Below are 25,314 nucleotides of genomic sequence, written 5' to 3' on the forward strand. Positions count from 1 at the left end.
TCCTCCTCGATTTCAGAAACAGGGAGTATACCCAGCTCGGGACAGGGCCGCAGTCTTGCGTCCGCGGGTCAACATACGCATTCTTGTACGGGTCGGTTCATTTCACCCGCTCGCCATACGAGGGCAGCGCTTATGAGCTATCCCCAAGCCAGGCTCCGTGAGGACGACCTGGCCGCCACGTTGTTGGCCAATCGCGCTTTCAGCGAAACGCTGTGCGCGCCTTTGACGCCGGAGGATATGGGTCTGCAGGCCTGTCCGGAAGTCAGCCCGCCGCGTTGGCACCTGGCGCATACCACCTGGTTTTTCGAGACATTCATTCTCAAGCCCCATGTTCCCGGTTACCGCCCTCTTGATCCCCGGTTCGAATACCTTTTCAACAGTTATTACAACGGCGTCGGCGAACAATATCCGCGGCCACGGCGGCACTTGCTGTCGCGTCCGGACACCGCCACCGTGCTGGCCTGGCGCCAGCATGTGGACGAGGCCCTGGCGGACTTGCTGAGCCGCTCCGTCACCCCGGAACTGGCTGCCCTGGTGAGGCTGGGTATCGAGCACGAGCAACAGCATCAGGAATTGCTGCTCACCGATCTCAAGTTCAATTTCTCTCATAATCCGCTGTACCCTCAATATCAGCCCCGCGAGGATCAGGCAGGCAGCGCGCCCGCGCTAAGCTGGCTGGAGTATGCCGGCGGGCTGGTGACGATCGGCGCTGGCGACGCCTCTTCGTCTCCGGAGTCGTTTTATTTCGACAACGAAACCCCGCGCCACCGGCAATGGCTGGAGCCGTTCGCCCTCGCCAGCCGTCCGGCCACCTGCGGCGAATACCTGGCGTTCATCGAGGACGGCGGCTACCAACGGCCGGAGCTGTGGCTCTCCGACGGCTGGGCCTGGCGCAGCCAGCAGCAGGTAGCGATGCCGCTGTATTGGTTTCTGAACGACGGGCTGGCCGAACACTACACCCTGGCCGGCCGGCGCCCTTTGAATCTGGCGGAACCGGTTACCCATCTGAATTACTACGAGGCGGACGCTTTCGCCCGCTGGTGCGGCAAGCGGCTCCCCACGGAAGTGGAATGGGAACACGCGGCGGCGGCCCGGCCGGTGACTGGTGGTTTCGTGGAAAACCGCCGCTATCACCCCGCCATCGCCACGCCCGGAGAGGGGCCACGGCAACTGTTCGGCGACGTCTGGGAGTGGACCGCCAGCGCCTATCTGCCCTACCCCGGCTTTCAACCGGCGCCCGGCGCGGTGGGCGAGTACAACGGCAAATTCATGTGCAACCAGATGGTCCTGCGTGGCGGTTCCTGTGCCAGCAGCCGCGATCATTTGCGTGCCAGTTACCGTAACTTTTTCTATCCTCATTTACGCTGGCAGTTCAGCGGCGTGCGGCTGGCCCAAAGCATGGAGGCGTGCGATGCAACCCCGGCAACTGCTCCCTAATCTGACCTTTCTGGATTTATATCCACCGACCGCGGACGCCGCCCGGGAAGTGCTGTCCTCGCTCAGCGCGGCGACCCCGCATCTGGACCCGAAATATTTCTATGACGAGCAGGGCTCCGCCCTGTTCGACGCCATCACCCGGACGCCGGAGTATTACCCCACCCGCACCGAGACCCGGCTGCTGCGCGAGCACGCCCGGACCATGGCGCGTACCCTGGATACCGAACTGACGATCGTGGAGCCGGGCGCCGGCGGCTGCGAGAAGGCGCGCATCCTGCTGGATCAGTGGCAGCCGCGCGGTTACATGCCGCTGGAGATCTCCCGTGAGTGCCTGCTCGATGCCACCCGGCAGTTGGCGCCCCAGTACCCGCAAGTCCAGTTCCAGGCGGTTTGCGCCGACTATTCCCAGGCCCTCACCGTGCCCACCGGCCATCAGGAACTGCCCCGGCTGGTGTTCTTCCCGGGTTCCACCATCGGTAATTTCGAGCCGGTGGCCCGGCGGACCTTCCTCGCCGACCTGCGCCAGTTGGCCGGCGATGATGGCTTCCTGTTGATCGGCGCCGACCTGCATAAGAGCCCGGAGCGGCTGCATCAAGCCTACAACGACAGCGCCGGCCATACCGCCGCCTTCAATCTCAACATCCTCGCCCATCTCAACCGTCGTCTGGACTGCGGCTTCGATCTCGACGCTTTCGAACATCAGGCCTTTTACAACGAAGATCAGCAACGCGTGGAAATGCATTTGCAATGCCACCGCGATCAGCATGTGCGAATCGCCGGCAAATCCCTCACCCTGAGCGCCGGCACCCGGGTCCACACCGAGAACTCCTACAAGTTTTCCGTGGAGGACTTCAGCCGCGAGCTGGTCACCGCCGGTTTCCAGCCGCTGTCCTGCTGGCTCGACGACGAGGCCCTGTTCAGTGTGCATCTGGCCCGCGCCGCATGAGTTCAACGGCTTTTCCGGCGCGCCGGCCGGGCGGCGCTTTAAAGATTATGAACGGGCTCCACAGTGACGCGCCAAGCTGGCTATACTGGGCTCATGACTTTTCTGGAACGCACCCATGCTTGAGTTGATCAGCGCCGCCCGGCGCCGCCGCCGGCCACCGACCCATGAAATGTTCGACGTGGTCAGCCAGGATTTCCGTGTCGGCTTGCTGGACATCGACATCAACCTGCATCTGAACAACGGCAAATACGTCAAGATCATGGATCGCTGCCGCCTGGAACACGGCGTGGTCACCGGTCTGCTCGATCGCATGATCAAGGCACGCACTCACACCATCGTCGCCAACACCGAGATCGCCTATATTCGCGAACTGCGGCCTTACCAGCGCTTCCAGGTGCACACCCGCATTCTCGGTTGGGACGACAAGTACACCTACTACGACCAGCGTTTCGAATCGCAGCGCAAATTGCACACCCACGCCCTGCTGCGCCTCGCGCACCTGTACGGCGGCAAGCCCATCAGCCCCCAGGCGTTCCAGGAAATGACCGGCCTGAACCGGCGCTCACCGGTGCTGCCGGATTATGTTCAGGACTGGAAAAACCTGCTGCAAAGCAAGCGCCGCCTGACCGAACAGGACGACGGCCCGCTGGCGCTCGGCTCCCGTTAAAGACACCGTCCGGAATTCGTAAAAGGCGCCCTTTGCCCCTGCCCCGACCGCGGCGGATTGAGTACACTGGGGCCATGAGCACTTCCCGCATCCGCACCCCCTGTATTGGCGTTTGTTCCACTGTCTTCGGTGACACCGTATGCCGCGGCTGCCGCCGCTTCAGTCATGAGGTGGTGGACTGGAACGCCTATAGCGAGGACGAAAAACGTATCGTCTGGCGCCGTCTGGACCAGTTGCTCACGCTGGTGGTGCGCAACTACTTCCAGGTATTGGATGGCGAGCGGCTGGCGGCGCAACTGGACTATCAGAATCTGCGCTATCAGCGGCAGATGTCACCGGAAGGCTGGGTTCCGGAGTTGCTCAAGGCCGCCGGCCGGCAGCCTCTCCGATATGAGGATTACGGGCTGTACCCGTTGCCCAGCGCAGATGGCCTCACGCCACGGGAGCTTTACGACGTGATCAGCCGTGAATGTCACGCCCTCAACCAGGCCCATTATGACCGCTCCTTCGCCCGCCCGGTGCGAAGCACCGGCGATCTGATCCTGCGCGCCGCCCAGGAAAAAGGGCTGGTGAGCAGCGGCGAATGAGCCCCGGCGCCCGTCACGGCGCGCCGCCCAGACCTTCCCACGCCACCGCCGCGGCCAGCAGAATCAAGGCCGCGCCGGCGCCCCGTTCCACCCAGGCCAGCCGGCGCCCGAACACGCTCATCCAGCGTGGCTGAGCCGCCAGCCACGCCACCAGCAGGTCCCAACCCAGCACCACGGTCACCATCCACACCGCATAGCCCAATTGGATCGTCAAAGTACTGCCATTGACCGCCAGAAGTGAAAACAGGCTGGCGTAGAACAAGGCGTTCTTTGGGTTGAGAATGGCCGAGGCGAAGCCCATGCCCAGGCCGCGCAAATGGCCGCCGGTACCGGCCACGGACCGCGGCGCCACCGGCAGACTCAGGGGCGCGGCCGAGCGGATAAGACGAACGCCAAGGTAAAACAGGTAACCGGATCCGGCCCACAACACCGCCACGAACAGAGGGCTTCCCGGCCTTAGCACCGAGAAGCCCGCCAGCGCCAGGGCAATGAAGACACCGTTGGCCAGGGCCACCCCCAGGCACACACCGGCGGCACTGCGCCAGCCCTCCACCAGGGCACTACGCAGAATCAAAAAGAAATCCGGACCGGGGCTGAGCAACGCCAGGAAATGAGCGCCGGCCACCATCAGGAACTGTTCCAATACATCACCTCCCACCAACAGGGAGGCACATGCTAGCGGCGCGGAGAGCGGGCGGGATTGTAGAAAATTGCGAGGAGAGCCGGCGGGCAGCGTTCCAGGACCGTGTTTGGCCAGGGAAGGCCAAACCCGAGCCCACATGGACGTGCTTGTAGCGTGTCCTGGAACGCTGACCGTCGGCTCTCCTCTCCTGGCAAGCGGCACCCTGACAGGAAAGGACTGCGATGTCCCGGCTCCCGACGGTCAGCCGTCCACGGCCACCCGCCGGTATTGCCCCGGTGTCGCCGCCACCCGTTCCTTGAACGCCCGCTGGAAATGGCTCTGGTCGGTAAACCCCAATGTCTGTGCCACATCCGCTGGCGCCAGCCCGGCCCGCAACAAGGCCCGGGCACGGTCTATGCGCTGGTCCAGCCCATAGGCGTGGGGTGTCAGGCCCAAATGGCGGCGAAAGCGGCGGATCAGCTGATAGCGGCTGAGGCCGTTGGCGGCGGCCAGATCGTCCAGCGGAATCGTCTGGTCGGCGTCACGCAATGCCCGGCGCGCGGCCTCCAGCTCTCCGGGTTCACCGGTTTGTTTCCCTTCCAGAGGTTCGCCGCGCCACCATTGAGCGCGCAGGAAACCGGTCAGGTGACGCTCCTTGACCGCCGGCGAAGCAGCGGAGAACAGACATCGATTCAGCTTGCAGAAAGCGGCATAGGCCACCGGGTCCCGGCCCACCTCCACCCGTCGCGGCGGCATCTCCCCCAGAACCCGCCCGAGCCAGCGCGGATCCAGATAGAGCATCTGGTAACTCCAGTCTCCGCCGGCGGCCGGATTGCAGGCGTGCACCTGTTCATCGGGAATACTGATCAAGGTGCCAGGCAACAGAGCGCGGCCGACGCCGAGACTGGTGAAGCGGCTGCGCCCGCCGTCCACCACCCCGATGGACCAGGTGCGATGGCTGTGGGCGCGGTAGCAGGCGCGACTGCGACAGGCCCGGCGGCTCTCCACGAACGGCAGCGCCGGGTCATGCCAGAATTGAGCGGGGGACATAGGGGCTCCGTTGTCGGCTCGGAGCCCCAGTTTACGCTATTTGATCGCCACCGGGTTCACCGGCGCGCCGGTGCCGCCTTCCATCTTCAGCGGCGCCGCCACCAGCAGGAAGTCGTACTTGCCATCCTCGGCACTGTCCGCCGCCAGATCATCAAGCCACCAGATTTCCGAAAGCACCACGCCCAGATCACGGATGAAAGCGCCGTGCAACGGAATGATCACCGTTTCCCCATCAATCTGCTGGGATACTTTCTCGATGGCCAGGTTATCCGAGGCGATCATCGGAATTTCCATCTCATCCACCCAGTTCACCAGTTCCTTGCTGTAGCACAGACCCGGCTCGGTGTAGGCCTCCCACTTGGCATCCGGTTCCTCCTCCCAGAACCGGGCGATGGAGCCGGTGCGAATGACCAGGATGTCACGCTTGTTGACCTTCACCTTCTGCGCTTCGGCGGTATCCTTGAGGTCTTCCAAGTCGATGCAGCTGCTCGGCGCCAGCCGATACGGGGCGTCCTTGTTCTTGTGTCGGCCCACATCCAGCAAGACGGCGCGGCCGACAATGCCTTTGTTGCCCAGTTGCGCCACGTCCGCGTGAGCGTGGCCATGTACCGTGGTCTGATCGCTCTTGCCGCCATAGACCTGCTCGCCGTACCAGGCATGGGCCAGACTGTCCACGTGGGTAGTGCCTTGCAGGTAGATGAAGGCGGCATCATCGGAGTACTTGATACCACCGGGCAACGGTTCCGCCTTGCCGGCGCTGTAAGCCGCGGCATCGTTGGCCATGAAGTGCTGGGTGGGAATGCGTCCGGGGAACACCGGACCGCTGCCGGAGGTCATCGGAATCTGCAGGGTGAAGACACGCCCTTCGCTGACGGCTTTGAGGCCGGTGAGCACCGACTCGTCGGCAAGGTAATTCAGCGCGCCGACCTGGTCGTCCTCGCCCCATTTGCTCCAGTTGTTGGGAGCATCCTTTTGTAATCGCTCCATGGTGGTTTCCGCCAGCAATGGCGACACCGAGGCCAACAGACAGCCGGCCAGCAGACAGCGCCATCCCGAACCAAGACCTGACATTGTTGTTTTCATACGTCTCTCCCGATTTGCTGTGTTATTTGGATTTATCTAAACACAACCGTCGGCACCACCGCATCCATAGGCGTTTTCGAACACCGTGCGGAGGCTTCAACGGGAGAGAATCGGGAGGGGCGTCAGTCCTGGCATTGACGGCAATGGCCGTGGATCTCCACCGGCTGCATGCCAACGACAAAATCCTGATGGGCCAGGCTGTTGTTCAGTGCCTGCTTGAAGCGGCCTTCCATCGGCGCCTCGCGCACCGCGCCACAACGGTCGCAGACCAGAAACAAGGTGCCGTCATGGCCATGCTCACAGGCCAGATGGCCGCAGGCGAGATAGCGGTTGGTGGACGCCAGGCGGTGGGCCAGTCCGGCGGTCACCAGAAAGTCCAGTGCCCGGTAAATGGTGGGGGGCTTGGCGCCGGGGTGATGCTGGCTTTGCAGGGCATCCAGCAGATCATAGGCACTGCGCGGCCCGTCCTGCTCCAGCAGCAGTGCCATCACCTGACGCCGCTGCGGCGTCAGCCGCAGGCCTTGTTCGGCGCAGCGCTGCTCGGCGATGCGCAGTTGCTTTTCCACGGTTTCCGTCATGCGGGCTCCAGAGAGCGGAATGCGAACCGCCCATTCTACATCAACCCCCGCCGCTTTTACCCCACCGGCGGCTCACCCCAGTCGGGGAACGGGTCCTCCAGGGTGCGCCAATGGTCTTGCCCGGCCCGCAGTTCATCATCATCGAGCAGGCAGGCGTCCAGCGCGCGGCGGGCCTGCTCGGGGCTCAGATCCTGGCCGATGAACACCAGCTCCTGACGCATATCGCCGAACGGCTCCTCCCAGTTGGCAAGGATATTATCACGGTACTCCGGATCCTTCGGCCAGTGGCTTTGCGGCACCGCCTTCCAGAACAAACCGGCGGGACCGTGATGGGCGATACCGCCGGCCTGGCTCCAACTGCCGGCCCACCGCGGGCGCGAGGCGAGCCAGAAGAAGCCCTTGGAGCGCAGCAGCTTGCCCTGCTCCCAGTCCTGATGAAGAAACTCGAAAAAGCGCTTGGGATGAAACGGTCGGCGCGCCTTGTAGGTGAAGCTGGCGATACCGTACTCCTCGGTTTCCGGCGTGTGCTCGCCGCGCATTTCCTTGAGCCAGCCCGGCGCCTGGCTGGCCCGTTCGAAATCAAAGCGGCCGGTATCCAGGACCCGATCCAGGTCGACCTGCCCCCGGCGGATCGGCACGATTTCCGCCTCCGGATTCAAGGCCCGCAGGGAAGCGACCACTTGCTTGAGCTCGTCCTCGTCGATCAGGTCGGTCTTGCTGACCAGCAGCACGTCGCAGAATTCGATCTGGTCCGCCAGCAAGTCCGCCACATTACGCTGATCCTCCTCGCCCAGGCTTTCTCCCACCTGTTGCAACGAGCGGGCTTCGCGGTAATCGCGCAGGAAATTGGCGCCGTCCACCACGGTCACCAGGGTATCCAGCCGCGCCACCGTGGAAAGGCTGGCGCCGCTTTCGTCCTCGAAGGTGAAGGTCTCCGCCACCGGCAACGGCTCGGAAATGCCGGTGGACTCGATGACCAGGTAATCAAAGCGCCCTTCCCCGGCCAGCCGCTGCACTTCCACCAGCAGATCCTCGCGCAGGGTGCAGCAAATACAGCCGTTGCTCATCTCCACCAGCTTTTCCTCGGCACGATTAAGACTGACCTGCTGGTTAACCAGAGCGGCATCGATATTGATCTCGCTCATATCGTTGACGATCACCGCCACCCGGCGGTTCTGCCTGTTATTGAGGATATGGTTGAGTACCGTGGTCTTGCCGGCACCGAGAAAACCGGACAACACGGTGACGGGTAAGCGTTGGGCTGGCGTCATGGCGGGCTCCTGACTGCTTGGCGACGATGCCAAGGTGACGAAAGTGCGAAGGCGCTTTTTATCATGTTATAACGTAACAATAAAGGAATTCGCGCCCACTCCAGAACATGACGGCGCCAACAATTGACCCCCATTCACCTGGCCCCGCCGGAACGGCGGGGGCATCATCCCCACCTTTGCCGCGGAGTCGTCATCATGCCACCAGCCCGTTCTTCCTCGCCCCGCCGTGCCCTGGTTCTTGGTTGCGGTGGCGTCGCCGGTGGCGCCTGGTCGGTAGCGGTTCTGCATCACCTGGAGCAGCAATCGGGCTGGGATGTCCGTGACGCGGCGGTGCTGATGGGCACGTCGGTCGGCGCTGTCCTGGCCGCGCAACTCGGTGGCGGTCGCTCGGTGGAACAGCTGCTGGCCTGCCAGCAACAACGGTCGTCAGGGTGTCAATGGGATCATGATCGCGATGCCGGCGGCGCCCTGCCCCCGCTGCCAGCTCCGGGACTGAACAATCCGGCACTGGCGATGCTGGCCCTGCGCGGCCGGGTGCCGGCTCTGACCGGCTTGTGCGGTCTGCTGCCCCGAGGCCGGTTGGACATGGCACCGTTCCGGCGGCTGAGCGAAGAGGTGCAAACCCCCGATGGCTGGGTTCCCCACCCGGCTACCTGGATCATCGCCGCCGACAGCACCAGCGGCCGGCGCGTGGCGTTCGGTCGGGACGATGCCCCCAGGGCCACGCTCAGCGACGCGGTCTGCGCCTCTTATGGCGTGCCCGGCTGGTGTCCGCCGGTGAAGATCGGTAGCCGCCACTACCTGGACGGCGGCATCGTCTCTCCCACCTCCGCCGACCTACTGCTGGATCGCAATGTGGACGAAGTCATCCTGTTGGCACCGATGGCATCACGACATCCGGGCCGTCCGGGCAATGCCCTGGAAAGGCTGGAGCGGCGGCTGCGCCGCTATATGACCACCCGTGTCGACCAGGAAGAAGCCGCGCTGAAGCAGCGGGGCAAAAAAGTGGTGCGGTTGGAGCCCGGCCCGGAGGATCTCGCCGCGTTCGGCTACAACATGATGGATCCGCGGCGGCGGCGCCAGATTTTGGAAACCGCCCTGCGAACCGGGGCGCCGTTGGTCAGACAGGGCCTCGCCGTCCTGCGATAGGCCCGGCAGCGCGGCTCACGAGCCGCGATACCTACGCCTCCCAGACCGCGTCCACCTGATCCCGGGACAGCGGCGTTTCCGCCAGCAAGGCCGCCAGCCAGGCACCGTCGCCGGCCTCCGGCTTGAGCGGATCCCGTGGCAGCAGTTTATGGCTCAACACCAACTTGGCCAGCGCCAGGCGGCGCAGGTCATCGCCGATTCGCGCCGCTTCCCAGGCCAGGACTACCGCCGAGGTGAAGTTGTACAGAGCGCTGGCGATGCGGCGCGCGTCCGCTTCCAGGGTGTTGTCGCCAGCCACCTGCTCGGCGGCGGCGGTCACTTGTTTGAGCACCGCCTCGAACCGCTGGCGCTCGCTGTCGGACAGAGCGCTTTCCGACAGCAATTGCTGCAGATGCTCGCTCAACACCGGCAATGTCTGTTCCCGCCGGATCGCCCGGAACACGTCCAGCGCGACGATGTTGCTGGTGCCTTCCCAGATCGAGCCCAGGTGGGCGTCGCGCAATACCCGGGCATCGGACCACTCTTCGATGTAGCCGCAACCACCACGCACTTCCATGCCGTCGGCGGCGACCTTGCGGGCATCCCGAGTAGTGCGGAACTTGATCAACGGCGTGAGGATACGCAGCAGTTTGGCCGCCACCGCATCCCCCTGGTCCGCGCGGCGCAGACACTCGGCGGTATGGAACACCATGCTGCGGCCCTGCTCGGCGGTGACCATCATCTTCACCAGTTGCCGCTTCAGCAGCGGCAGGTCAATCAGCTTGCGGCCGAACGCCACCCGGTTACGGGCAATGAACAGGGCTTCATTGACGGAGCGGCGCATCATGCCAGCGGAACGCACGCCGTTGGACAGCCGTGACATGTTGATCATGTCCGTCATCTGCTTGAAGCCGTTACCCGGCTCCCCCACCACATAGGCTTCCGCCCCTTCCAGCACGATTTCGCCGCTGGCCATGGAGCGGGTGCCCAGTTTGTCCTTGAGTCGGATGAGGCGATAACGGTTGAGAGTGCCGTCGGGCAACCGGCGGGGCAGGAGGAACAACGTCAACCCCTTGGTGCCGCCATCACCACCGGAGGGACGGGCCAGCACCATGGCCAGATCCGCGTCGGCGTTGGAGCAGAACCACTTATCGCCGTACAGACGCCAGACACCGTCCTCGAAGCGGGCCTCGGTGGTGATCGCGCCGACGTCGGAACCGGCGTCCTGCTCGGTCATGAACATGGCGCCCTGGAACAGAGAATCTTCGTCCTGGGAGGTGAGATCGTCGATGAACCGGTTGATCAGTGCTTCGTCACCGAACTTGCGCAGAGTGCGGGTCAGCGCATCGGTCATGCTCAACGGACAGCACAGGCCGAACTCCGCCTGCACGAACAGATAAGTGAGCCCATATTTGACCAACGGCGGCATCACTTCCGGCCAGCCCAGAACATTACCGCGATGGGACATGGCGGCCAGGCCGAAGCGGGAAAAAGCGTAGTACTCCAGCCGCTGATAGGAAGGATGCTTCTCCACCACCTGAGCGTCACTGCCATCCCGATTACGGAATCGCAGCGTCGGAGGATTGCGGTCCGCCTCCCGCGCCAGTCTTTCCAACTCATCCCCGGTCAGGGCACCCAGTTCCTGAAACACCGGCTCCAGATGATCACGCAGTTCCGCGGGCAGATACACCGACAACAAACGGGCGAAATCCGGGTCCTGTTGGTAAGCATTGTTCCCCTGGCTGTCCGGAATATTGCGATAAATCGCCTTGGCCATGGCAAACCTCTCTTATTCATAGTATTTATCGCATGATATAAAGGGGTTTTCCTAACCTCCAATCCGATTTTTCTATTTATCAATAGCATTTTCAGTATTCTTAATGGGAGCCGGACCATGGCCCTGACCTTCCGCCAATTACGCTACTTTCTGGTACTCGCCGAGGACCTGCATTTCGGACGCGCCGCCAAACGTCTGCACATCTCCCAGCCGCCGCTGAGCGCCAGTCTGCGCCAGTTGGAAGAGGAACTGGGGGTAAAGCTGCTGGAACGCAGCAGCAAGCACGTAGCCCTGACGCCGGCCGGCGAGGTGTTTCAGCGCGAAGCCCGGCGGCTGCTGGAGAATCTGGAAGCCTCACAGAACCTGGTGCAGCGGATCGCTTCCAGCGCCTCCGGCGTGGTGCGGATGGGATTCACCCCGGCGATGATTTTTCGCCACCTGCCGGCGATGTTGAGGCAACTGGAAGACGCCCACCCGGGTATCGAGGTGCAGTTGATCGAACGTAATTCGGCGGAACAGCTTGCGGCGCTGCAGGCCAGGCAACTGGATCTGGCCTTCATCCATGCCATGCCGCTGCCGGACGGTATTGCCTCGCTACCCATTGCCGAGGATCCGTTCCTGGCCTGCCTGCCTCCGCACCATCCGCTGGCTTCGCGGCGCTCGCTGACGCTGCGGGATCTGGCCGGCGAGCCGCTGATCATGTTCAGCCGCAATCTGGCACCCCATTATTACGATCGCATCATTTCCCAGTTTCACCTGGCCGGGCTGGAGCCGCAGATCCGCCACCAGGTGACGCACTGGCTCACCATAATGGCGCTGGTGGCCCACGGCATGGGCGTCTCTCTGGTGCCCAAGGCGCTGACCGGAGCGCGCTTCCGTCAGGAGGTGTTCCTGCCGATCGAGGACGCCCCGGCCCACCACCAGTCGCTGTGCATCTGGCCGCGGGATCAGCCCAATCCGAGCCGGGATCTGGTCATCGAGGTGATCACGCAATGCGTGGAAGCGACAGCGCCGCCAGTGGGGCGCTGATCCTGGCTATTCGCGACCAAGCTCGCTCCCACAGCGACTTCGTAGCCCTCTGTGGGAGCAAGCTTGCTCGCGAATGGCCAATGGTGCGTTGCGACTCAGGCCGGATCGCGGAATGGCCTCACCACCGCCATGACAATCACCATGCACACCAGCGAGCAGGCGAACATGGCGGCGATCACCGACGGCAGGGTTTCCGGCAGTAGCGTGGACAAGGCGCTCAACGCTCCGGCGATGCCGAACTGAGCCGCCCCCAGCAGCGACGCGGCGGTGCCGCCGTGACGGTCGAAGTACTCCATGAAGCAAGCCTGATTGTTCGGCACCACCCCACCCTGAGCCCCCACGGTAAGCATCATTGCCGGCAGGAACAGCCACACCGGCGCGCCGGTGGCGGTCATGATCGCCAGCAACAGACAACCGGCGAATTGCAGCACCAGAAAACCGCACAAAATCTGGCGGGAGGAAAACCGGTTCAACAACACCCGGTTGGTGAGGTTGGCAATCAGCATCATCACGATGTTGGCGCCAAACATCAGTGCGAATACGCTCTCCGAGTGACCAAAGTGTTCCTGATAAATAAAGGACGCGTGGGTAATGAACAGCATCATTACCGAAAACGCGAACGCCTGCAGGAACAGGAAAGGCAGCGCCGGGGTGATGGCGAACACCGCCTTGTAACGCTGCCAGAGAGACTCGGCTGGCGCCGCACCGCCGCCATTGCGCGGGCTCTGCCGCAGCACGAAAAAGTAAGTCAGCGGCGCCAGACATACCGCGTACACCGCCAGCAACTGAAAGATGGTATGCCAGCTTCCCACCGCCAGAATGGCGCTGCCGATGCTTGGCGCCACCCCAGGCGCCACCACCATGATCAAACCGATCATACTGAACAGCTTGGCGGCATCCGCGCCATGCACCCGGTCCCGTACCAGTGCCGGCACCAGCACCGCGACGCAGCCGCCGCCGAAGGCCTGCAGCGCCCGCCAGCCCAACAACGCGGAGATCGATTCCGAGCTGCTGACACCGAGGCACGCGACCATGAAAATCAGCAGCCCCAGATACATCACCCGCGCCCGGCCGATGGCATCGGACAGCGGCCCGCCCACCAATTGCCCCATCGCCAGGCCGAACACATAAATCGACAGGCTGCGGGCGATCTCACTGATCTCCACCCCCAAGGCTTCGGCCATGCGGGGAAACGCCGGCAGATAGGCATCCACCGACAAAGGCCCCAAGGCCATGGCCAGTGCCAATACGACAGGCAAGGTAACCGGGTAAGGACGGGACATAGGAGACCTGATGCTGGGGTGTGAACGGGGGACAATAAATAGTTGATATAGTCAAATAATAGAGACGCGCAACGCCGATTTCAACCTTGACCCGTCTGATCGCCCGGCTCAATGAACAGAGGAGCTGGAGAACAGATTCATGACCACCACGCCGGATATGATCAGCGCCATCCCCAACATCGCCGGTGCATCCAGCTTCTGCCCATAAATCAGCCAGGACAGCAACGCCACCAGCACCACGCCAAGGCCGGACCAGATGGCGTAGGCCACGCCCACCGGAATCACTCGCAATGTCAGCGACAGGAAGTAGAACGCCAGCCCGTACCCCAACACCACCACCAGCGACGGCCACAGCCGGGTAAAGCCTTCACTGGCTTTCAACGCCGACGTCGCCGCCACCTCGGAGACAATGGCAATCAACAGGAACAGTCCGTTTTTCATGCGCGCCTCCCATGTCGGGCGTCACTCCAGAAGGAAGCATGATACCCGTCCAGGATAACGTTCGGCACGTTCGGTTACGCTAATTACACCCTGATCAGGTTACCGTTTTCCGTCATCGCGCAGGTGCAGAGCGAATCCGCTGTCGCCGGCGCCCTCCAATCCGGGCCGCAATTCGCACTCGGGGATGGTGTAATCGCCGGCATTCTGCTGGCGGTATGCCAGCGGCGCAATGGTTTCCAGATTGCCCAGCCGCTCCCGCAATCGCCGCGCCGCGCTCTCAAAGTCCCGCTCACCGAAACGGTCCGCCTGATACACCACGAACGGCGGCAGAACCTGATAACCGGGATAGAACAGGATGCCGTGGTGGATCGGGAACAACAGATCCTCCATTGGGCCGTTGATGCCGCGAGCGGAGTAATGCTCCCGCCAACCACCAACGGTCACCATCAGCATCGCTTTTTTCCCCGCCAGACTGCCCTCGCCATAGCGGTCTCCCCAGCGATGATCGCTATGCTCCCCCACGCCATAGGCGAAACCATAGGCGAACACGCGATCCACCCAACCCTTCAAAATCGCCGGCATGGAAAACCACCACAGTGGGAACTGCAGAATCAAGGTATCCGCCCACCGCAGTTTCTCAATTTCCATCGCCACATCCGCGGTCAAACCGTCGGCAACGAACGCGTCCTTGGAGGCGCCGGGCACTTTCAGCCGCGACCGCGCCGGCAACGCCGGGAAATCGGCGCGATCCACCTGGGACTTCCAGCCCTGGGCATACAGATCCGAGACCCGCACCTCATGCCCCAACGCTTGCAACTCACTTACCGCCACATCACGCAGGGCGCCATTCAACGAGCGGGGTTCCGGATGGGCGAACACCAGTAATACCTTCATGGATCCTCTCCATTGATTGCTTGGAGAAAGAACCATAGCCAGGAAGGCGTTTATCCGTTATACCATGGCAATACATAACATTTAGCTGAAAAATGGATAAATCAAACATCAGCCTGGAGCGCTTGCGCAGCTTCGTCCGCGTCGTCGAAAGGGGTGGTCTGTCGGCGGTGGCACGGGAACTGGGCATAGGGCAATCCACCGTGACCCGTCACCTGCGGGAACTGGAGGAAGCACTGGGAGTACCGCTGCTCAGCCGCACCACTCGCCGTGTCACCGTCACCGAGGAGGGCCGCCGCTACTACACCCGATGCGTGCAGATTCTGCGTCTGCTGGATCAGGCGGCGGCGGAAGCTCGCAGTGCCCGTGGCGCTGAAGCCGGCACCATCCGCTTGTCCTGCTCCGCCGCGTTTGGCGTGCGGCAAGCCAGCCGGCTGGTATTCGCTTTCCAGGATCGTTACCCGGACATCGATGTCGATTTCAATCTCACCGATGAACGCATTGACCTGGTCCGCGAAGGCGTGGACCTGGCCCTGCGTCTGGGCCCGCTCAACGACAGTAATCTCAAGCTACGCCCGCTGGGCCGCTCCCAACGCCTGCTGGTGGCCTCGCCGGAGTATCTGGCCCTCCACGGTACACCCACCTCCATCGAGGCCCTGTCCCGGCATCAGGGCGTGCGCATGACCAATGTGGCGGGCAGCGATACCCTGACCCTGCAAGGACCGGATGGCCGCCAACATGCCGTGCCGTTCGGCGGACGCCTGCGTGTCGATCATGGCCTGGCTGCCCGTGAAGCCTTCGCCGCCGGCCGCGGACTCGGCCCCGTCCATCACTGGCTGGTGGATGACCTGCTGGCCTCGGGGCGGCTTGTGCGGATTCTGCCGGACTATACGTTGCCGCCGGTACCGATCAATCTGCTGATCGTGCCGGAACGCGCCGGCATCGCCCGGGTGCGCTTGTTGATCGATTTTCTGGTTGAGAAGATAAAGGACATTCCCGGAATGGAGCAGGCATGAAAAACAGGCCCTTGTTATGACCGCGACTGATGGCCGCAACCGCTCCATTCCCTGACCGACCGCTCCCGACCATCCGGAGAGAGCACCACCGATTGAATCAAGGAAGCCGCATGCACTCGCTTTTCGTGGAAGAAACCTGGATCAACGCCTCCCAGGGGCGCCTTTTCGTGAAACGCTGGACACCGAAAAACATCGCCACTCCGACGCCGATAGTTCTGTTCCATGATTCACTGGGCTGTGTCGCACTATGGCGCGACTTCCCGCAACAGCTTGCCGGTGTCACCGGGCGGGAGGTGATCGCCTATGACCGGCTTGGCTTCGGCCAATCGGATCCTCACCCCGGCACATTGGAGCCCGACTTCGTACGGCGGGAAGCGCAGGATACTTTCCCCGAGCTTTGCCAGGCGCTGCAATTGCAGAATACGGTGGTCTTCGGACACAGCGTCGGCGGCGGCATGGCCACCTTCTGCGCCACTGCTTTCGCCGACCGCTGCCAAGCGTTGATCACGGAATCCGCCCAGACCTTCGTCGAGGATGTCACCCTGGCCGGCATTCGTGACGCCGACCGCGGCTTCGCCGAAAAAGAACAAATGGATCGCCTGCGCAAATACCACGGCGACAAAGCACAATGGGTGCTCAGCGCCTGGGTCGACACCTGGCTTTCCGAGCCCTTTCAGGACTGGACGCTCAGTGACACCCTGCCTCGGGTGCTGTGTCCGGTGCTCGCCATCCATGGTGACCAGGATGAGTACGGTTCCCTGATCCACCCTGAACGCATCACATCACTGTGCGCCGGGCCGGCGACGAAGAAGATCGTGCCGGACTGCGGCCATGTGCCGCACAAGGAAAAACCGGAGGAAGTGCTGGAGACGATCAAGTCGTTCTTTCAGCAAAACCTGAACGGGTAGACCTGAACGGTTTATTCTGAACGGCAACTTTTATTCCTTCCGGATTATTGTTTTTTTATGTATCCCCAAACGGGAACGTCACATTAGCGACAACAAGGCCTCTTAGGGTTTGCCTTTCGTGCCGCAACTGCTCTGGCATTAAAGGTGCTTGCCGTGGATTCCCGTTTTACTCGCCGCGCTATCGTCCGGGCCATTCTGTTGGGAATGGCATCGTCGACCCTCACCGCCTGCGGCGGCGGGGGTTCCGGCTCCAGCCCACCGTCCGCCCCATCTACCCCCTCCCCAAACCAAACGGACGATCCGGAGACACCGGAGGAGCCCGAATGCCCTCCCGAGGAAACCGCCGGCGCGCAGCCCCCGCGAGGGCTTCACGCCAGTTGGACCGATCATCCTCACACCACCCGCACCCTGACCTGGTTCACCGACGGCACCACGGATCCCGGAACCCGGGTTCAGTACGGTCCCGTCACCGGGGATGCGGATTCATGTTCACTCACCAACGAGGCCTTTCCTTTTGAGGTCACGGGCACGGCTCATGAGACTTACGGTGTGGAGGCCCTCACGCACGTAGCCACACTGACCGGTCTGCAAGCGGGACAGGCGGTACGCTATCGGGTCGGCTCGGACAACGGCGGCTGGAGTTCAACGCGGGTACTCGCGCCCACTCGTATCAATGGCTTTCGTTTTTGCCACTTCGGCGATCACGGACTGCGGGACACCAGCCAGCGTGTGCTGAGCAACGTGGAAGACCTGGCGCCGGATTTTTTCATCGTCGCCGGCGATCTCTCCTACGCCAATGGCGACCAGCCGGTATGGGACCGCTATTTCGACATGCTCGAGCCCCTCGCCGCCCGGGTGCCGGTAATGACCTGCCCCGGCAACCACGAAAACAAGGATGGTGGGGGCCAGGGCTATCGCACCCGCGTCAGCCAGCCGGGTAAAGGCATTTATTACGGTTTCGACTACAACCGCGTGCATTTCTTTTTCAGCACTGGTGGCTCACTGCTGACCGATTTGTCCTCCACCACCGAACTTCTGGTGGAACTGGCGGCAATGGAAAAAGACCTGGCCGAAGCCTGGCGGCGGCGGCGTGACGGCGAAATCGACTTCATCGTTTTTGTCCAGCACTACACCCTGTGGACCAACTGCGAAGGCCGCGACCCCGCCAACTTTGCCCTGGTGGCGGTGGAAGAACAAATTCTGCTGCGCTACGACGTGGACCTGGTCCTGGTGGGCCACGACCATGTTTTTGAGCGCTCGCATCCGATGGCCTACGGTAAGCCATCCGACAACGGTTATGTCCAGGTCACCCAGGGAGGCGGCGGGCAAAGTCTCTATGAGCTGATCGAGGATCCCGCCAACTGGGCCGCTGTTTCCAGGGTATGCCACGGCTTCACCGTCGTGGATGTGGAAGACCGGCGGATCCACGCACGCAGCTACGCGGTCAGCGATGAAGACGGCAACCTGTACCCCGAGGGCGAGGAAATACTGCTCGATGAATTCACCCTCGCCCCCCGAGTCGCGGCACCGACAGGTATCACTCCGTTATCGACCCGGGAGCAACGGCCGGCGCGCTCACTGGCCGAACTGGATGTGGATCTGAATGCCATGCTCAAGCACACCCTGCAACGCAACCTGACCCACGACATGAACGAAATGCACTAGCCCTGCCACATTGTCCGTGATTCAGAATCTGTAGACGAACCCGAGCAGCCCGATGGCATGCGTGTCGTCCTCGACCAGAGGACTATCCGCTGCGTCACCAAGCAGACGCGTTACCCCGACGGCTCCCCAGGCGCTGACTTTCTCCGTCATCCGATAGCTGGCGCTGATGCGGAGCGAGGCATCCTTGAAACCATCCTCCGGCTGATACGGAGCCAATCCCGATGCCGCCGACTCGGTGGCATCAATACCGAAATAGCTGATCATGTATTTCTCATTGGCCCAGGTCGCGCCCAGGCTCGGGGTCACCATCAACCGTTCCGTGGCGTGAATGGGATAAGCCAGAGCGGCATTGACCAGCAACCCTCGCTCCACTTCGGTAATGGCCCGAGTGGTGGCCAGGGTAGCCACCGCACCCCAAAGTCTCGTCGAGACAAACAGCCGTGCCCCCAGAGCACTGTCTACCTCGTCGATCCCCCTGGGCACGTCGTCATCCTGGTAACCTCTCATCCAGTTAGCGCTGACGCCCGCCGTGAATCCGTCGGTATCGATGGCGGTGATGCCAATACCCTCGCCGCTTCTGGCGAAGAAGCGACCATAGCGTGCGTCAATAAGCGGAACGGGCTCGGCCTCATATTCATCGGAGCCCTGGTATCGGGGCAGTCCCGCGACCCCCAGGCCCAGGGCCAAATGACGGGAGCGGGCTTGTTCCGAATCCGCCGTCGCCGACGCCGAGATACCCAGCATCACCATACCCAGCGAGCATCTAAAACCCGCCTCACCCAGGCGTCTCAGCCCATCACTGTTTGTCATTTTCATTCCCCGTCAATTAAGATGCGTTGTCGCATCCTATTGACGAACCTTCTGGCACGTCAAGATACATCAATGCATCTTAATAAAGGATTCATACAATGAAAGGACGCCGGCGCGGCGCGGATCTCGAGGCCGCTCTGCTGGAAGCAGCCTGGACGGAACTGACCGAACGTGGATATAGCGGTTTAACCATGGAGGGCGTGGCCAATCGGGCCGGCACCAGCCGGCCGGTACTGGCCCGACGATGGAACCACAAAGCGGAACTGGCCATCGCGGCGATCCGGCAGCAGATGGCGAAGCACCCCATGGCCGTGGCGGATCGGGGTGATCTGCGCACGGAATTGCTGGAATACCTGGAGCTGGCATCCACCCGTGCCAAGGGGATCGCCGCCGTCTTCACCTTGTTCTCCAGCGAGTATTTTCAAGACACCTCCTCCACGCCGCAGGACCTGCGCACTGCCCTGTTGGCAGGCGGCAAGGAAACGCTCAGGGCACTACTGGACAGAGCGGTGGAGCGTGGTGAGATCCTGGAGCAAAACCTTGCCCCTCCGGTGGATACTCTGCTGGGCGTGCTGTTTCGTCACCACGTCCTGATGACCTTCTCACCACCGCCGGAGGCATTACGAACGGCGTGGGTGGACAGGATTTTTTTGCCGTTGGTGAAACCACAAGAAGAGTCGTAACAGCGACGAATGATAAACCTGCCGAAAATCCGGCGGATATCACTCGAAACTCAAGGGGATAAATCAAAGGGATAGTGGTGCGCCAGGAGGGACTTGAACCCCCACACCTCTCGGCACCAGAACCTAAATCTGGCGTGTCTACCAATTCCACCACTGGCGCGGGCGGGCACATTGTAGCAGCCAGCCGGGCAAAAGCCAGCCGGCTGTATGGGCCGATAAGGGATCAGCGCTCCAATTGATCCAGGCGGTTGTTGACCTGGATGCGGTAGGCATCGAAGGCCTGGATGGCGGCTTCGATTTCCTTGAGGCGCTCGTCGCTTTGGCCGCTGGTGCGGGTCTGCAAGCGGCTGATGGCGGTTTGCTGGTTCTTGCTCTGCTGTTCCAGTTGTTTCAGCGAGTCCACCAGCACATCCACCTGGGTTTGCAACTGACCGACCTGGGTACGCAGTTGGGCATTGCTGTCGTTGACCGATTTCACCGCGCTGTCCAGTTGCTTGCGCACCGCCTCCGCCTGGCCGCCGGCCTTGCGGATGGCCTCATCGTAACCGGCCACGGTTTTTTTCAGTTCCGCCAGGCTGGCCTGGGTGGATTGGACGCTTTGGGCCTGTTTCTTGATCGCCGCGTCGTTGGCGGCGATGGCATCCTTATTGCCCTTATTACTCAGATCCCACAGTTTGCGGATTTCGGAACCGTGCTCCTTCACCGTCTTGTTCAGATCGCCGACGTTGGCCTGCAGTTTGCTGTAGGACTCGGTGGCGGATTCACCGGTCTCGGACAGCTTGGACTGCAGATTGCCGAGTTGCTCGGACGACTCGCTGATCCGCGTTTCCATCCGCGCTTGCAGCCGGGAGATTTCGCTGTAGAAGTAGCCCGCGACCACCGCCAGAAGCACAGCCAGCACCAAGGTGGCGGCGATCCAGCCGCCACTGCCGCCGCCCTTGGCGCGCGCTGGTGGCTCGCGTCGGCCACCGCCCCCTCCCCCGCCACGGCGGGCCGGCTCCCTGGCCGGCGGCCGGTTGTGACTGGAATGGGGTGGATCATCCAGGGAAAGATCGTCGATATCACCCAGCTTGACGTCACGCTCTTGGGTCATAGGGCATCCTGAAGTGGTACCAGTAAAGTGAACGGGAATCTGTCAGACAGGCGGAAACGGCCGCCGTTCAAGGCGCCCATATTACCGTGTCGGGGGAGGCTTGTCCGGCATCGCGTCACGGCCGGCGGGGAGAGGGGATACCGCCGCCGCCACGACGGGCCGGAGGCTCGTCTGGCGGCGCGGTGGCCTGGAGCGGCGCGTTATGGCGCCGCCAGCAGGGCTGGATCAACCGGCGAAGTTTTTCGCGGCGAAGTCCCAGTTGATCAGGTTCCAGATGGTTTCCAGATACTTGGGACGGGCATTGCGGTAATCGATGTAGTAAGCGTGCTCCCACACGTCCACGGTCAGCAGCGGGGTCTGGCCCTTGCCGTGAGCGATCGGGGTGTCGGCGTCATCGGTGTTGACGATTTCCAGGCTGCCGTCGCTGTTTTTCACCAGCCAGGTCCAGCCGGAGCCGAAGTTACCAGCCGCCTTGGCGTTGAACTCTTCCTTGAACTTGTCGAAGGAACCAAAGGCTTTGTTGATCGCATCGGCCAGATCACCGGTGGGCGCGCCACCGCCGTTGGGGCTCAGGCTGTTCCAATAGAAGGTATGGTTCCATACCTGCGCCGCCTGGTTGAACAACCCCCCTTTGGCGGACTGGATGATCTCCTCCAGGGACTTGTTCTCGTCGTCCGTGCCTTTGGTCAACTCGTTGAGCTTGGTGACGTAGGCGTTGTGGTGCTTGCCGTGATGATATTCGAGGGTTTCCTGGGAGATGTGCGGTTCCAGGGCGTTCTTCTCGTACGGAAGCGGCGGAAGTTCAAAAGCCATAGTCATTTCCCCTGACTGTTATCTGACGTGTTGCCATTGAAGCGGATGATCGCAGCCACCCGCAGGCGGAAGTTGCGCTCCCACCCGTGGCCCGGAGCATCATAGCAAGCGGCTTTTCGGGGAACCACATAGACCGGCACTATCGTGTCGATTGGGTGCGGCTGTGTCATCCGCGTCGGTGTCTCTGACACTTGGGGACGATCCGGCCCATCTCAAGTACAATGATGGCGGTTTTTACATCTTGGCTGACCGCCATGGAGCGGTGGACGGCCACCATGATCGAGGAAAAATCATGTCCCAAGACTCCGTTGTCATCGTTAACGGCGCCCGTACTCCCATGGGCGGCTTCCAAGGCAGCCTGGCGCCGGTGACCGCGCCCACTCTGGGCGCCGCCGCCATCCGTGAAGCGGTGGCCCGCGCCGGCCTCAAGGCCACCGATATCGAGGACGTGGTGATGGGTTGCGTGCTGCCGGCCGGTCTCAAGCAGGGCCCGGCGCGCCAGGCCATGCGCCAGGCCGGTCTGCCGGACAGCACCGGCGCCACCACCGTCAACAAGCTGTGCGGTTCCGGCATGCGCGCCACCATGTTCGGTCACGACATGATCAAGGCGGGCAGCCATGACATCGTCGTCACCGGCGGCATGGAGTCCATGACCAACGCCCCCTATGTGCTGGACAAGGCCCGTTCCGGCCTGCGCATGGGCCATGGCCAGATCCATGACCACATGTTCCTGGACGGTCTGGAAGACGCCGAGACCGGCCGTCTGATGGGTTCTTTCGCTCAGGAAGTGGCGGACCAGCGCGGCATTACCCGCGAGCAAATGGACGCTTTCGCCATCGAATCACTGAAGCGCGCCCAGACCGCCATCGAGCAGGGCTGGTTCAAGGATGAGATCGTGCCGGTCACCGTGACCACCCGTAAGGGCGAAACCGTGGTGGATACCGACGAGCAGCCGGGCAACGCCAATATCGACAAGATCCCGAATCTGAAACCGGCGTTCAAGAAAGACGGCACCGTCACCGCCGCCAACGCCAGTTCCATTTCCGACGGCGCTTCCGCGCTGGTGCTGGCACGGGAATCCGTCGCCGCCGAGCGCGGCCTGCGACCGCTGGCGCGCATTCTCGGCCATGCCACCAACAGCCGTCACCCCAGCGAGTTCACCGTGGCCCCCATCGGCGCCACCGAGAAACTGCTGAAGAAGGTGGGCTGGAGCGTGGCGGACGTGGATCTGTTCGAGATCAACGAAGCCTTCGCCATGGTGGCGATGCTGCCGATGATCGATCTGGGCATCCCCCACGACAAACTGAACATCCACGGCGGCGCCTGTGCCCTGGGCCACCCGATCGGTTCCACCGGCTCGCGCATCATCCTGACGCTGATTCATGCACTCAAACGCACCGGCGGCAAACGCGGCGTGGCCAGCCTGTGTATCGGCGGCGGCGAAGCCACCGCGGTGGCCATCGAGCTGCTGTAAAAAACGCCGCGTCGTCAGGCAGCGCCCCACAGACCGGGCCACGGAGCCGCTGTAGCGGCTTCGTAGCGCCCTTGATGAGAAGGTGATCAGCGTGCAGATGCGCCAGCGGTAATATCCCGTTGCAACTCCGGCGGCGGCATTGATACGCAAACGCTATCCTGGGGCCTAGAATTGACCGATTAGTCATCATTCTAGGGAGTACCATGTCCGCCCTGCCCGTCATTACCGCCGTGGGCGGCATCAACGCCGCCGGCCGCACCTCCATGCACCACGGCTTCCGCCGCATGGTGTTCGAAGCGCTGGATGCCCACCGACAACAACAGACTCTGGACAGCCTGTCCGCGCTCACCGGCCTGAGCGACCGCCAGCAACTGCTGAACGCCACCTTGATCCGTGAACTGCCGGAAGCGGTGCGCATCACCATGGCGAGCAACGGCCATAGCGACGCGCCGGTGACTCTGGAGATGCGCAACCTTGATCTGCCCCACCCCTTGCCGGAGGGCTGGCAAGTCACCGAGCTGAACCGGCATCGCAGCCGGGTCACCGTGCCCGCCGGGGCCGAACTGCGCGCGCCGGCGGCCATCACCCGGCGGGTCAGCGCCGCCGGCCAGTTGCCCAGCGGTTTCGATCCCGCCACTCTGTACGCTTCACGCAACCACCCCCGTGCCTTGCAGATGGCCATTTACGGTGTCAGTGACGCCTTTGGCATGCTCGGTATTCCCTGGGATCAGTTGCGTGGCCGGCTGGCACCGGACGAGGTCGCGGTGTTCGCCTCCAATGCCATGGCGCAACTGGACGACCATGGTCTCGGCGGCATGATGCGCGCCCCGTCGCTGGGCCAACGCACCACCTCCAAACAATGCCCGCTGGGCCTCGGCGAGATGACCGCCGATTTCATCAACGCCTATGTGCTGCGCAGCCCTGGTGGTACCGGTGGCATGCTCGGCGCCTGTGCCACTTTCCTCTACAACCTGGAAAGAGCCGTGCACGCGATCCGCAACGGCCGTGCCCGGCTGGTGGTGGTGGGCACCAGTGAAGCGCCGCTGGTACCGGAAGTGCTGGAAGGCTACCGTGCCATGGGCGCGCTGGCCGAGGATGAAGCCCTGGCGGCCCTGGACGGCGCCAAACAGGCCGACCTGCGCCGCGCCTGCCGGCCGTTCTCGGACAACTGCGGTTTCACCATGGCGGAGTCCGCCCAGTTCGCGGTGGTGATGGACGACAGCCTGGCGCTGGAGTTGGGCGCGGACATTCTGGCGTCGGTACCGGACGTCTTCGTCCACGCCGATGGCGCCAAGAAATCCATTTCCTCGCCGGGCATTGGCAATTACCTGACCCTCGGCCGCGCCGCTTCCCTGGTCCGTCAACTGCTGGGCGAGGATGCCCTGCGCAACAACAGTGTGGTGCACGCCCATGGCACCGGCACGCCGCAGAACCGGGTCACCGAATCCCACGTCCTCAACGAAGTCGCCAAGGCCTTCCACATCAGCGACTGGCCGGTGGCCGCGATCAAAGCCTACGTGGGCCATTCCCTGGGCAGCGCTGGTGGTGATCAACTGGCTTCCGCGGCGGGGACTTTCCAGGATGGCTTACTGCCGGGGATCGCCACGGTGGACCATTTCGCCGCCGATCTGCATGACAGCAATCTGTCGTTCTCCCGCGAGCACCGGGAGATGCGGCCCTCGGCGGCGCTGCTCAACTCGAAAGGGTTCGGCGGTAACAACGCCACCGCCGTGATGTTGTCCCCGGACGCCACCCTGGACCTGCTGCGCCGCCGCCATGGCCAAAGCACGCTGGACAGTTGGCGGGACCGGGTGGCCGACACCCGCGAAGCCGCCGCCGACTACGAACGACGAGCCCTGGCTGGCGAAACCGCGCCGGATTACTACTTCAACGACGGCGTCCTCAGTGGCGACGACCTGAGCATCACCGACCAGTCCATCCGTCTGCCCGGCTGGGATCAGGCGCTGACCTTCCGCGACGACCCGGGCTTCGACGACTACCGCTAAGGACAGCAGATCGCTCCCGCCCGCCGGACCCTCCCGGCGGGCTCAATTCTAAAGTT

The 25,314-nt window shown here is 62.8% G+C and carries 24 protein-coding genes and 1 tRNA gene; 12 read left to right on the forward strand and 13 right to left on the reverse strand.

Annotated elements, in window-relative coordinates:
* The first annotated feature begins 132 nt into the window (after positions 1-132).
* The 4 genes from egtB to CRO06_RS12860 all read left to right on the forward strand — a co-directional run bounded on the left by egtB (position 133) and on the right by CRO06_RS12860 (position 3,637).
* Positions 133-1,437: an ergothioneine biosynthesis protein EgtB gene (egtB, locus tag CRO06_RS12845; protein ID WP_097058589.1), complete on the forward strand. Its 1,305-nt coding sequence runs from the start codon at positions 133-135 to the stop codon at positions 1,435-1,437.
* Positions 1,412-2,383 carry an L-histidine N(alpha)-methyltransferase gene (gene egtD / locus CRO06_RS12850; protein ID WP_097058590.1) on the forward strand — a complete coding sequence of 324 codons (972 nt, stop codon included), beginning with the start codon at positions 1,412-1,414 and terminating at the stop codon, positions 2,381-2,383. Before egtB ends, egtD begins: the two co-directional genes overlap by 26 nt.
* Positions 2,384-2,498: 115 nt before the next feature.
* Positions 2,499-3,050 (forward strand): thioesterase family protein, encoded by a 552-nt coding sequence (locus CRO06_RS12855; protein ID WP_022995591.1) that lies wholly within the window; start codon positions 2,499-2,501, stop codon positions 3,048-3,050.
* A 74-nt stretch (positions 3,051-3,124) separates the two neighbouring features.
* The gene (locus CRO06_RS12860; RefSeq protein ID WP_022995592.1) at positions 3,125-3,637 is read left to right on the forward strand and encodes a DUF1289 domain-containing protein; all 513 of its coding nucleotides are present in this window, start codon (positions 3,125-3,127) and stop codon (positions 3,635-3,637) included.
* A 13-nt stretch (positions 3,638-3,650) separates the two neighbouring features.
* On the opposite strand, the gene CRO06_RS12865 is transcribed toward CRO06_RS12860, so the two are convergent.
* The 5 genes from CRO06_RS12865 to zigA form a co-directional block, all read right to left on the reverse strand.
* Positions 3,651-4,280 carry a LysE family translocator gene (locus CRO06_RS12865; protein WP_026948689.1) on the reverse strand — a complete coding sequence of 210 codons (630 nt, stop codon included), beginning with the start codon at positions 4,278-4,280 and terminating at the stop codon, positions 3,651-3,653.
* Positions 4,281-4,520: 240 nt separating this feature from the next.
* Complete coding sequence (locus tag CRO06_RS12870) at positions 4,521-5,309, reverse strand: helix-turn-helix transcriptional regulator (RefSeq protein ID WP_022995594.1); 789 nt, start codon at positions 5,307-5,309, stop codon at positions 4,521-4,523.
* Positions 5,310-5,345: 36 nt separating this feature from the next.
* Positions 5,346-6,392 carry a cyclase family protein gene (locus tag CRO06_RS12875; RefSeq protein WP_097058591.1) on the reverse strand — a complete coding sequence of 349 codons (1,047 nt, stop codon included), beginning with the start codon at positions 6,390-6,392 and terminating at the stop codon, positions 5,346-5,348.
* Between the two features lie 122 nt (positions 6,393-6,514).
* Positions 6,515-6,970 (reverse strand): transcriptional repressor, encoded by a 456-nt coding sequence (locus tag CRO06_RS12880; RefSeq protein WP_097058592.1) that lies wholly within the window; start codon positions 6,968-6,970, stop codon positions 6,515-6,517.
* A gap of 56 nt (positions 6,971-7,026) precedes the next feature.
* Entirely contained in the window at positions 7,027-8,241 is a 1,215-nt protein-coding gene (zigA, locus tag CRO06_RS12885) for a zinc metallochaperone GTPase ZigA (RefSeq protein ID WP_097058593.1), read from the reverse strand.
* Positions 8,242-8,436: 195 nt separating this feature from the next.
* On the opposite strand from zigA, the gene CRO06_RS12890 reads away from it, so the two are divergent.
* A complete protein-coding gene (locus CRO06_RS12890; RefSeq protein WP_097058594.1) occupies positions 8,437-9,390 on the forward strand; it encodes a patatin-like phospholipase family protein in 954 nt (317 codons plus the stop codon).
* A gap of 31 nt (positions 9,391-9,421) precedes the next feature.
* Here the strand turns inward: CRO06_RS12890 and CRO06_RS12895 are convergent, their stop codons facing one another.
* Positions 9,422-11,146: an acyl-CoA dehydrogenase family protein gene (locus CRO06_RS12895; RefSeq protein ID WP_097058595.1), complete on the reverse strand. Its 1,725-nt coding sequence runs from the start codon at positions 11,144-11,146 to the stop codon at positions 9,422-9,424.
* Positions 11,147-11,263: 117 nt separating this feature from the next.
* Here CRO06_RS12895 and CRO06_RS12900 point away from each other — a divergent pair, with 117 nt between their 5' ends.
* Positions 11,264-12,175 carry a LysR family transcriptional regulator gene (locus CRO06_RS12900; protein ID WP_022995599.1) on the forward strand — a complete coding sequence of 304 codons (912 nt, stop codon included), beginning with the start codon at positions 11,264-11,266 and terminating at the stop codon, positions 12,173-12,175.
* 95 nt (positions 12,176-12,270) lie between these two features.
* Here the strand turns inward: CRO06_RS12900 and CRO06_RS12905 are convergent, their stop codons facing one another.
* The 3 genes from CRO06_RS12905 to CRO06_RS12915 form a co-directional block, all read right to left on the reverse strand.
* A complete protein-coding gene (locus CRO06_RS12905; protein WP_026948684.1) occupies positions 12,271-13,458 on the reverse strand; it encodes a multidrug effflux MFS transporter in 1,188 nt (395 codons plus the stop codon).
* A gap of 108 nt (positions 13,459-13,566) precedes the next feature.
* Positions 13,567-13,899 (reverse strand): DMT family transporter, encoded by a 333-nt coding sequence (locus tag CRO06_RS12910; protein ID WP_022995601.1) that lies wholly within the window; start codon positions 13,897-13,899, stop codon positions 13,567-13,569.
* Positions 13,900-13,998: 99 nt separating this feature from the next.
* On the reverse strand, positions 13,999-14,793 hold the full coding sequence (locus CRO06_RS12915) for an NAD(P)H-dependent oxidoreductase (protein ID WP_022995602.1): 795 nt from the start codon (positions 14,791-14,793) through the stop codon (positions 13,999-14,001).
* A gap of 92 nt (positions 14,794-14,885) precedes the next feature.
* On the opposite strand from CRO06_RS12915, the gene CRO06_RS12920 reads away from it, so the two are divergent.
* The 3 genes from CRO06_RS12920 to CRO06_RS12930 all read left to right on the forward strand — a co-directional run bounded on the left by CRO06_RS12920 (position 14,886) and on the right by CRO06_RS12930 (position 18,379).
* A complete protein-coding gene (locus CRO06_RS12920; protein ID WP_022995603.1) occupies positions 14,886-15,806 on the forward strand; it encodes a LysR family transcriptional regulator in 921 nt (306 codons plus the stop codon).
* 110 nt (positions 15,807-15,916) lie between these two features.
* A complete protein-coding gene (locus CRO06_RS12925; RefSeq protein ID WP_022995604.1) occupies positions 15,917-16,714 on the forward strand; it encodes an alpha/beta fold hydrolase in 798 nt (265 codons plus the stop codon).
* 153 nt (positions 16,715-16,867) lie between these two features.
* The gene (locus CRO06_RS12930; RefSeq protein WP_097058596.1) at positions 16,868-18,379 is read left to right on the forward strand and encodes a purple acid phosphatase family protein; all 1,512 of its coding nucleotides are present in this window, start codon (positions 16,868-16,870) and stop codon (positions 18,377-18,379) included.
* Between the two features lie 21 nt (positions 18,380-18,400).
* Here CRO06_RS12930 and CRO06_RS12935 read toward each other — a convergent pair whose 3' ends face one another.
* Positions 18,401-19,189 (reverse strand): MipA/OmpV family protein, encoded by a 789-nt coding sequence (locus tag CRO06_RS12935; protein ID WP_244902828.1) that lies wholly within the window; start codon positions 19,187-19,189, stop codon positions 18,401-18,403.
* 98 nt (positions 19,190-19,287) lie between these two features.
* Between CRO06_RS12935 and CRO06_RS12940 the strand changes: the two genes are divergently transcribed.
* Positions 19,288-19,872, forward strand: a complete 585-nt coding sequence (locus CRO06_RS12940) for a TetR/AcrR family transcriptional regulator (RefSeq protein ID WP_097058597.1) — start codon at positions 19,288-19,290, stop codon at positions 19,870-19,872.
* A gap of 75 nt (positions 19,873-19,947) precedes the next feature.
* On the opposite strand, the gene CRO06_RS12945 is transcribed toward CRO06_RS12940, so the two are convergent.
* From CRO06_RS12945 to CRO06_RS12955, 3 genes are all read right to left on the reverse strand, one after another.
* Positions 19,948-20,032: transfer RNA gene (locus tag CRO06_RS12945), tRNA-Leu, on the reverse strand.
* 63 nt (positions 20,033-20,095) lie between these two features.
* Positions 20,096-20,965, reverse strand: a complete 870-nt coding sequence (locus tag CRO06_RS12950) for a hypothetical protein (protein WP_022995608.1) — start codon at positions 20,963-20,965, stop codon at positions 20,096-20,098.
* A 225-nt stretch (positions 20,966-21,190) separates the two neighbouring features.
* Positions 21,191-21,778 (reverse strand): superoxide dismutase, encoded by a 588-nt coding sequence (locus CRO06_RS12955; RefSeq protein ID WP_022995609.1) that lies wholly within the window; start codon positions 21,776-21,778, stop codon positions 21,191-21,193.
* 292 nt (positions 21,779-22,070) lie between these two features.
* On the opposite strand from CRO06_RS12955, the gene CRO06_RS12960 reads away from it, so the two are divergent.
* Positions 22,071-23,252, forward strand: coding sequence for an acetyl-CoA C-acyltransferase (locus tag CRO06_RS12960; protein ID WP_055098838.1), 1,182 nt, complete (start codon positions 22,071-22,073; stop codon positions 23,250-23,252).
* A 203-nt stretch (positions 23,253-23,455) separates the two neighbouring features.
* Positions 23,456-25,258 (forward strand): beta-ketoacyl synthase, encoded by a 1,803-nt coding sequence (locus CRO06_RS12965; protein ID WP_063139960.1) that lies wholly within the window; start codon positions 23,456-23,458, stop codon positions 25,256-25,258.
* Positions 25,259-25,314 lie beyond the last annotated feature (56 nt).

This window comes from Alloalcanivorax xenomutans, assembly GCF_900217905.1.
GTDB classification, from domain to species: Bacteria; Pseudomonadota; Gammaproteobacteria; order Pseudomonadales; family Alcanivoracaceae; genus Alloalcanivorax; species Alloalcanivorax xenomutans.